Source organism: Pseudomonadota bacterium, assembly GCA_030775045.1.
In the GTDB taxonomy this organism is placed as follows: Bacteria; Pseudomonadota; Alphaproteobacteria; order JALYJY01; family JALYJY01; genus JALYJY01.
Map to the genome: position 1 here is coordinate 1 of JALYJY010000086.1, position 7,697 is coordinate 7,697.

Genomic DNA, 7,697 nt, shown 5'->3' on the forward strand with positions numbered 1-7,697 from the left:
GTGCTGCGCCTGGCCCAGCTGTGGCAGGATTTCTGCCAGGCGCGCATGGCGGTGGATCGTCTGGGCGATATTCTCAATACGCCCGCCTGGACCCCGACTGGGCCCAGGTCGAGCGGCAGACGCTGGATATCGCCATAAAGTCCACATCGTCCCTGATCCAGAACCAGGGCATCGGCGACCTGTACCGACTGTATCTTGAAACCCAGCGCGACGGCGTTGAATTCAATGTGGCCTTTATTCCATCAACATTCATCACCAGGCTTGAAGAACCGTTCGATCACAAATACATGCAGGAACTGTATGATGTAGGATATGCCAGGGGCGCAAAAGGCAACCCTTGGCAAAAAGCCCCACCCGGGTACCTGGTCCTGACGTCTGCGAGGGCGAAGAAATGATCTGTTGCCTGGAAAGCAGCAGAATTCCCTGTATTTTCTCTATTGAACAGGTTACCAAGGTAGAGGAGCGTTTGCACAGGACCAAGCCTTCCGCCGTAAACTGCGGTACTGCGCGAACCCGTACAACGTTATGAAAAAGGGACACAGATGAAACAATCATTGTCAAAAAAACTTGCTCTGGCCGGCCTTCTGGGAACGCTGGTCACAGGCGACGCCCAGGCAGCGGACCCACAGGTCAAAACAGTAACGGTACCTTTCGGGACTTTTAATATTCCTGTTGGTCAGCAGACACAGCCCGTAGCCATAAACCCTTGCGCCCAGTACAATTATGTTTATTTTCGTGTAAATGGTTCCGATGTGGGCAAGTTGGCCCTGTTTAAGACAGAAGAATTCAACGGCAGCTTCCAGGACCATTATTCCGGACAGGCTCTCGTATATATACCGGAGGCAAGCAGACAGGGGATAGAAAAGAAAAAGCTCAGCTTTGCCGAGCTGGCACGTCAGCATGGTAATGCGACATTGGGCTATCGCTCCTTTGTCAATAAAAATGGCCTCGTCGAAATATGCGCGGTCGTGACACAAGTGGGCGAGTACAAGCTCTATACCACAAAAGATCAGCGACACACATGGCAAGTTCAGGGGCTACGTCAACCAGTGTCTCCTTATCGCCTCTGCACAAATAACCTCAGCGGGCCAGATATAATGCCTGTAGCAGAAGGCTTCCGGCAGGCAATAAATCAGGCGTCAAAAACGATAAAATGCGGGTAAATAAACGATAAGACAAGAATTCTGTATGTGTAGCCCCTGTCATCCCCGCCCACGTATGTTATCGGCCTGCCCTGACCCTGACTCGTGGCGGGAATGACAGTATGGGGCAGGGGAAATTTTTCTATTCCTTCTCTTCAGCTTCACATATGAAGCTTTTTTACATGGAGATGCTGAAGAAAATACACCAGGGAAGTGTAACCCAGTTGCCTTTCCCCAGAGCCAAAAAGCGCTTTGATAAACAACCTCTGCGTGTTAGTTAAAGATTAACTTCGCCTGTTTACCCTCAGGCAAAGGATTGATACAGTGTCTCCTTGTCTGAACCTGGAAAATGACTTCTTTCCGCTTTATGCTTGGCACCATGCCTAGGAATGCCCTTTCGTTCCGAAAGGCATTATCCCTTTTTACCGGTATTGTTATTGCCCTGACATGCGCCGCTTTTCCCGTCTCGGCGCAGACATACAGCGGTATTACACTGACAGCCGCTGACGATCCGGATGCCGATGGCGTTGTCTCCATTACAAGTCTTCAGACAGGATCATCTCCACGCGGCGCGGACCCGGACAATCTTGTCACAACCACAATTACAGGAACAACGACGCTGGAATTAACAAATGGCGGGATCTATTTTGGCTCCATCACCGATGGCACGCCGGGACAGATCCTTGCCCTGAAAAATTCAGGCGGTAACCTGTTTCTTGGAAACGCGCTGACCAATACCTATTCCGGTGGCACAACGGTGGAAAACGCGTTCCTGACGATCAACAGCGCGACGACAGACAACGCGCTGGGCACTGGCAAACTGACATTAAGGAATGGCGGATGGCTCATCAGTGACTCTATCAACGCAAATATTACCAGTACGCGGAATATCGAAATTTTTAACTCAGGCCTGGTCGCTATCGCCGGGTCGGGTATTATCCGGTGGAACGGAAACATTACCGATCTGAATCCCGGTTCCGAGCTGGTACGGGATGGACCAGGAACGCTCATACTGGGCGGGACTGTCGATCCATCCATCCGTTTTCGCGTTGCTGGTGGCACGCTTCAGGGATCAACGACCCAGCTGCGGGGCAATATAGAGGTCAGCAGCCCGGGCTCTCTGACCATCTTTGACCAGGGAGGCGCCGCAGGCGCCTACAACGGCAATATAACCGGGAACGGAACCATCACGATCCAGGGCGGCGCCGGATCTTCGGTAACGTATAACGGCACTAATACCTATGCGGGAATAACAACCGTAAGGGACAATGCGACCCTGATCCTGGGATCTGCCGTCAATGATGCGCAGCTGGGGACCGGCAGTCTTGCCCTTGACACAGGAACCCTGCGTCTGGGTGCGGGGGCGGATTTTGCGACCAGCCGGGCTGTGAATATCACCACGGCAGGGACGATCGACCTGGCCGCAAGCCGGACCGTGACGTGGAATGGCATCATCAGCAATGTGGGCGGCCCTGCAACCCTGATCAAGGATGGCATCGGAACCCTGAATCTGGGCGGGAACAATGCCGCGGGCATCAATTACCAGATCAGCAACGGCATCCTGATGGGCAACACAACCAGCCTGAAGGGTGATATTGCGGTCAACAACGCGGCGTCCGCCGTTGTTTTCGACCAGGGCGGCGGTGCAGGAGATTATAACGGCGACATCAGCGGGACAGGTGGTGTCACCATCCAGAATGGCACTGTTACTTACCAGGGCACCAACAACCATGCCGGTGGAACGCGGGTTGAGGATGCGGAACTTGTTCTGACGGCGGTCGATGACAGCCAGCTTGGCACAGGAGATCTGACCCTTGATAATGGCACAGTCAATTTTGGCGCCAGCGCCTTTGCAACATCGCGGGATCTTGTCCTGGACGGCGATGGAGTCCTGTTTGCCAGCGGTGCCGGAACAATCATCTGGAATGGCCAGATTACAGGCGCAGGCCAGCTTGTCAAAAGCGGCACGAATACGCTGGCTCTGACAAATACAGCCAATGTCTGGACAGGCGGGATCGAGGTTGCCTCGGGCACGCTTTCAGGAAACGCTGATACCTTGCAGGGCGATATCGACATCCTGGCCCTAGGGATTCTGGACTTTAACCAGACAGCCAATGGAACATTTTCCGGAGATATCTCAGGTGCCGGCAGCATGACCAAAACCGGCGCCGGGACAGTTGTCCTTGCGGGCGCCAATTCAGGATTTACAGGAACAACGACTGTATCTGCCGGAACCCTGCAGGGTGACTCTGACAGCCTGTACGGGGATATTGTCAACAACTCCTTCCTGGTTTTTGATCAGGCTGCCAGCGGAACATATGCCGATGACATCAGCGGCACCGGCACCGTTACAAAAACGGGCGCCGGAACACTGACATTTTCCGGCACACATACAGCAGGCACAGTCCAGGTTTCAGCAGGCACGCTCAATGTCACGGGCTCCCTGGCCGGCAATACATCGATCGCCTCGAACGCCGTCCTGACAGGCACAGGCAATATAGGGGACGTGACGTCCAGCAGCGGGACAATCCTTGTAGGAACAGGCAACACGCTGACCGCTGAAAGCTATACCAATGGCGGTAACGCCGGCACACTGTCCTTTGGTCTTTCGCCGACCCAGTCGGGACTTCTGCGCGTAAACGGAAATGCCGATTTCACGGGAACAACAATCGATATCCAGCCTGTCGCCGGGGGATACACCGCCGGATATGTCTACACTGTCGCTGATGTTCTTGGCATTACCAGCGGCGCAGACGCCCTGGATGGCCAGGTTATTTCCAGCCCCCTGGTAAGTCTTGTTGTAAACGCTGCCAACGGGGCTGCACAGCAGGTTACGCTGACCACAGTCAGCGTTGATCTGACGAACAACGACGCCTGCAACATCATCGCGTCCACATCGACGCAGAGATCAGTCTGTCAGGCTTTTCTGCAGGCAGAAGGCAGCAGTGCGGATATTGGCGTCGCCTATGGCGAATTCCAGATATTGCCCAGCGTGGCAGAGATGCAGCGGGCCCTGGATCTGATGAGTGGCGACGTGGCTGTCCAAGCCGGCAACATGCTTTTCGACCAGGCGGCCATACTGGCTGAAGGAACCTTTTCGCGCCTGGGACAGGTTGCCCGCCAGAGCAGCGTGGCGGGCGCCGGAAGTCCATCCAGGCCGGTTCAGCTGGCCTCTCTGGAGAACAGTCCACAACAGCTTGCCATGCTCTTTGAGAATATTGACTGGCTTCTGGGCACAGCGAACATGGAAACCCCGCACGGAACCTGGGGTCGCGTGTTTGGCCAGATGGATGACGCCCATGATGGCAAGGCGCTGAACGGTTTCAGACATGGTATCCAGGCGGGTATGGATATGCGGCTGGATGATCACTGGAGCCTGGGCGCCACCGCCCTGTATGGCCAGGGTGATGCAGATCTGGACAGCCGCTTGGCCAGCGTCAACACCGACAGCTATATGATGGGCGCCTACGGCGTCTGGAACGATGGCCCCCTGATGGTTGGCGGTACGCTGTCCTGGGGGTACCATGACGTGGATACTGACCGCCAGATTGTTTTTGGAGGACTGAACCGCAGGGCGGAAGGTGACTTCAGCGCCCACTCGGTTTCGGCAGCGGTGGAAGCCTCGTATGTTCTTTCCCGGGGCGGCAATGTCTCTGTTATCCCCGCCGCAGGTCTGCGTTATACCGGATTATGGGAAGAAGGTTTTACAGAAACAGGCGCCGGCGATCTGAACCTGCGTTTTGATGAGGATTTTGACAGCAGTTTTGTCAGCACCCTGGGCGTGACTGTCAACAAACTGTTTGAGCTGGGCGATGGTTCACGGCTTCTGCCGGAAATCCGTCTGGGCTGGGAGCATGAATTTGAAACCAGCCGTGCCCGTACAGCCTTTTTCACAGGCCTGCCCACCTCGGCCATGGATATTTATGCCACCAGCTGGAAACGCGATACCGGCATTATAGGCGCAGGACTGACTTACAGCGTTCCTGCAGATGGCCTGGCTCTTGTGGCGGATTACAGGGCAGTCCTGAATCAGGACCAGACATCCCATCGTCTTCTGGGCGGTTTGAGACTGAGCTGGTAGAGCGTTTATCGTCAGGGATCAGGCCCCACCCGCGCCGGAGCGGGTGGGACTGAACCATTCGATCAATACCGGCCTGAACGGCCCCTGGATCCTGAAGGCGAGCCATATCCGCCCATCCTTCCACCCTGCCGGCCCTGCTGGCCCCTCTGGCGGTTGCTGCCGCCATACCAGCCCTCATCACCATACTCGCTGCCATAGCGGGAGACATCGCTGCTTTCATAGCCAGGATTTTTGTCCAGGTCGCTGCCTGAGAACCCGGACTGGCCATGCCCTCCGCCACGTCCATAGTCCTGACCCTGTCCATAACTCCGGCCTTGTCTGTAGCCCTGGCCCTGGTAGCCACCCCCTGTGGTGCGTCCGGCCTGTTCATAGTCACCATAATTCTCATATCCGCCGCGACCACGGCCATAGTCCCCGCCGTACCTGGATTCACGGCTTTCACCGGAACGTCCATAGCCGTAGTCATCAACATTGCCATAGCGTTGTCCGCCAGAACCTTGTGTGCCATAGCCCTGACCGCCATAGCTGCGGTCATCCTCATACCCGCGCCGGCGCGTCGTCATACGCCCTTCATCGTACCAGCCCGCGCGCTGGCCATAGTTCCGGCCGCTGTAACGCTCCCCATAACCGTTTGCCATATGATCTCTCCGTCAGTTTGAGATGAATCCCCCTGTTTTACTTATCGCTCATGCCGCCCGGCCCACGGCCTTTTCGACAATTCCGCCGACCTCCTGCCTGTCTGTGTCAGAGCGGATGATCCGCCCGAACGTCAGGACGCCACAGACCTTGCCGCTGTCATTCTTGACGACCAGGCGGCTGATGCTGTTCTGGTTCATCATCCCGGCCGCATCTTCCAGCGTGTCGGTTTCGCTGCAGGCGCACACATTGCCGGTCATGTAATCGCGTACTTTTTCCCGGGTCGGGTCTTTGCCCGCGGCCACGGCCCTGATCACAATGTCGCGATCGGTGATAATCCCTTCCGGCGCATCATCCCTGCCTACCGGGAGGAAGCCGCACTCCACTTCTTTCATCTGGCGCGCTGCTTCCTGAAGCGTCGCATCAGGACTGACCAGAGCCAGATCGGATTCCATCAGGTCCCTGACCTGTCTGCTTTTCATGGGTTCCTCCATCCATCATCGGAACCCGGTAAACACAGAAAGATCTCTTCAGGTTCCCCGCACCGCAGGGCTTACCACTGGATACGCAGACCGGCGAAGATGCGGTGGGACGACAGATCGCTGTTCACCCGGCCATCATAGTCGATCAGCAGGGCCAGAGCCTCGGACGGTATAATGTACGCAAAGCCCAGGCCGACCAGACCCGACAGGCGGTCTTCCCATGCGGCGGGGCCAATATCCATGATTACACCGGGCAGGCCGATGAAGTCCACATCGCGGCTCAGGTCCCGGTCGCCCATGTCATACCGGACACCGAGGCGAAACTGCGGGATCAGCCGGTTGCCCGCATCCGTCATATAGGACCGGGTGAAAGACAGGGCCGCCGTGCCCGTCAGGTTATCATCATAGCTGTCATCAAAACGAAGGCTGACTCCGCCCGCGCCGGTTTCCGTAAATCCTTCCTGCCAGATGCCGGTGTAACGCAGGCTCACCGCCGGGGTCAGCGACCATGCCCCGTCCAGATAAAAGCCGTACGCCGCCTCTACCACGCCGGTAACGCTGTGGGCGTCATACTCGCCCTCCGCGTGGCGCTGCACCGCGCCCACCTGGATATCCCGGCCGTAATCCGTCTGGTGAAAGCCATACCCCAGCATGCCCGCCAGCCATAACTGGCCCTGGTTCCAGGCGGTATAGACACCGGCCTGCCAGGTATCCGTGGTGCTGTCCTGCGGGCGGCCTTCCATGTCCACGTCCGCTGTCGTGAAAGCGCCCGTAGCGCCCAGCATCCAGCGATCGCTCAGTATGCCGTCCAGACCCCCCTGAAAGCCATAATGGGTGACGTTCAGCTGGTTATCCGCGTGGGCCAGATCATGCTGACCAACCACCTTGGCCCACAGGCCACCGGTCAGTGGGTCTTCAGCCCCTTCACCCAGCAGCGCGCCCGTATTGCTGACCAGCATGGCCAGCTGCTGCTGCATGTCCGCGCCGGCCGAGGCCAGCCGGACCGGGGCCACGGCCACCTTGTCTTTCTTCATGGCGTTGCCGATACGGTTCAGGGAAATGTCCCGGAACTGGTCGTTCTGGCGGAACAGGATATTGGCCATCTGCGGCACCATATCGCCGCTCAGGCTGTCCAGCGCCGCGCGCACCTCGTCATCGGTACCCAGCGTCTGCAGTTCGTCATAGATATCCCCGATATCGGTGCCGTTCATGTTCATGGCTTCTGTCAAAGTACCCAGCACCTGGCAGCGGTTGTTGGTGTCCGCCGCGGCTACAGCGTTGCAATCAAATGTCGGTCCCAGGCCGAACACCTGCGTCACGGTCAGGATGACGTCCTGATCGAGGCCGTTGGTGGCG

6 protein-coding genes are annotated in these 7,697 nt (G+C 57.1%); 3 read left to right on the plus strand and 3 right to left on the minus strand.

Annotated elements, in window-relative coordinates; genetic code table 11:
• The 3 genes from M3O22_07595 to M3O22_07605 all read left to right on the plus strand — a co-directional run.
• Positions 1-395 (plus strand): hypothetical protein (locus M3O22_07595; protein MDP9196609.1); only part of this gene is annotated, 395 nt, incomplete at its 5' end.
• A 147-nt stretch (positions 396-542) separates the two neighbouring features.
• Entirely contained in the window at positions 543-1,163 is a 621-nt protein-coding gene (locus M3O22_07600) for a hypothetical protein (GenBank protein MDP9196610.1), read from the plus strand.
• 328 nt (positions 1,164-1,491) lie between these two features.
• On the plus strand, positions 1,492-5,223 hold the full coding sequence (locus tag M3O22_07605) for an autotransporter domain-containing protein (protein ID MDP9196611.1): 3,732 nt from the start codon (positions 1,492-1,494) through the stop codon (positions 5,221-5,223).
• A gap of 62 nt (positions 5,224-5,285) precedes the next feature.
• Here the strand turns inward: M3O22_07605 and M3O22_07610 are convergent, their stop codons facing one another.
• The 3 genes from M3O22_07610 to M3O22_07620 form a co-directional block, all read right to left on the minus strand.
• Positions 5,286-5,861, minus strand: coding sequence for a hypothetical protein (locus M3O22_07610; protein ID MDP9196612.1), 576 nt, complete (start codon positions 5,859-5,861; stop codon positions 5,286-5,288).
• A 48-nt stretch (positions 5,862-5,909) separates the two neighbouring features.
• Positions 5,910-6,341: a CBS domain-containing protein gene (locus tag M3O22_07615; GenBank protein MDP9196613.1), complete on the minus strand. Its 432-nt coding sequence runs from the start codon at positions 6,339-6,341 to the stop codon at positions 5,910-5,912.
• Between the two features lie 71 nt (positions 6,342-6,412).
• Positions 6,413-7,697 (minus strand): autotransporter outer membrane beta-barrel domain-containing protein (locus M3O22_07620; GenBank protein MDP9196614.1); only part of this gene is annotated, 1,285 nt, incomplete at its 5' end.

Coding starts and splice junctions, on each gene's coding strand:
- M3O22_07600 (MDP9196610.1), top strand. CDS start 543: ATGAAACAATCATTGTCAAAAAAACTTGCTCTGGCCGGCCTTCTGGGA.
- M3O22_07605 (MDP9196611.1), top strand. CDS start 1,492: ATGACTTCTTTCCGCTTTATGCTTGGCACCATGCCTAGGAATGCCCTT.
- M3O22_07610 (MDP9196612.1), bottom strand. CDS start 5,861: ATGGCAAACGGTTATGGGGAGCGTTACAGCGGCCGGAACTATGGCCAG.
- M3O22_07615 (MDP9196613.1), bottom strand. CDS start 6,341: ATGAAAAGCAGACAGGTCAGGGACCTGATGGAATCCGATCTGGCTCTG.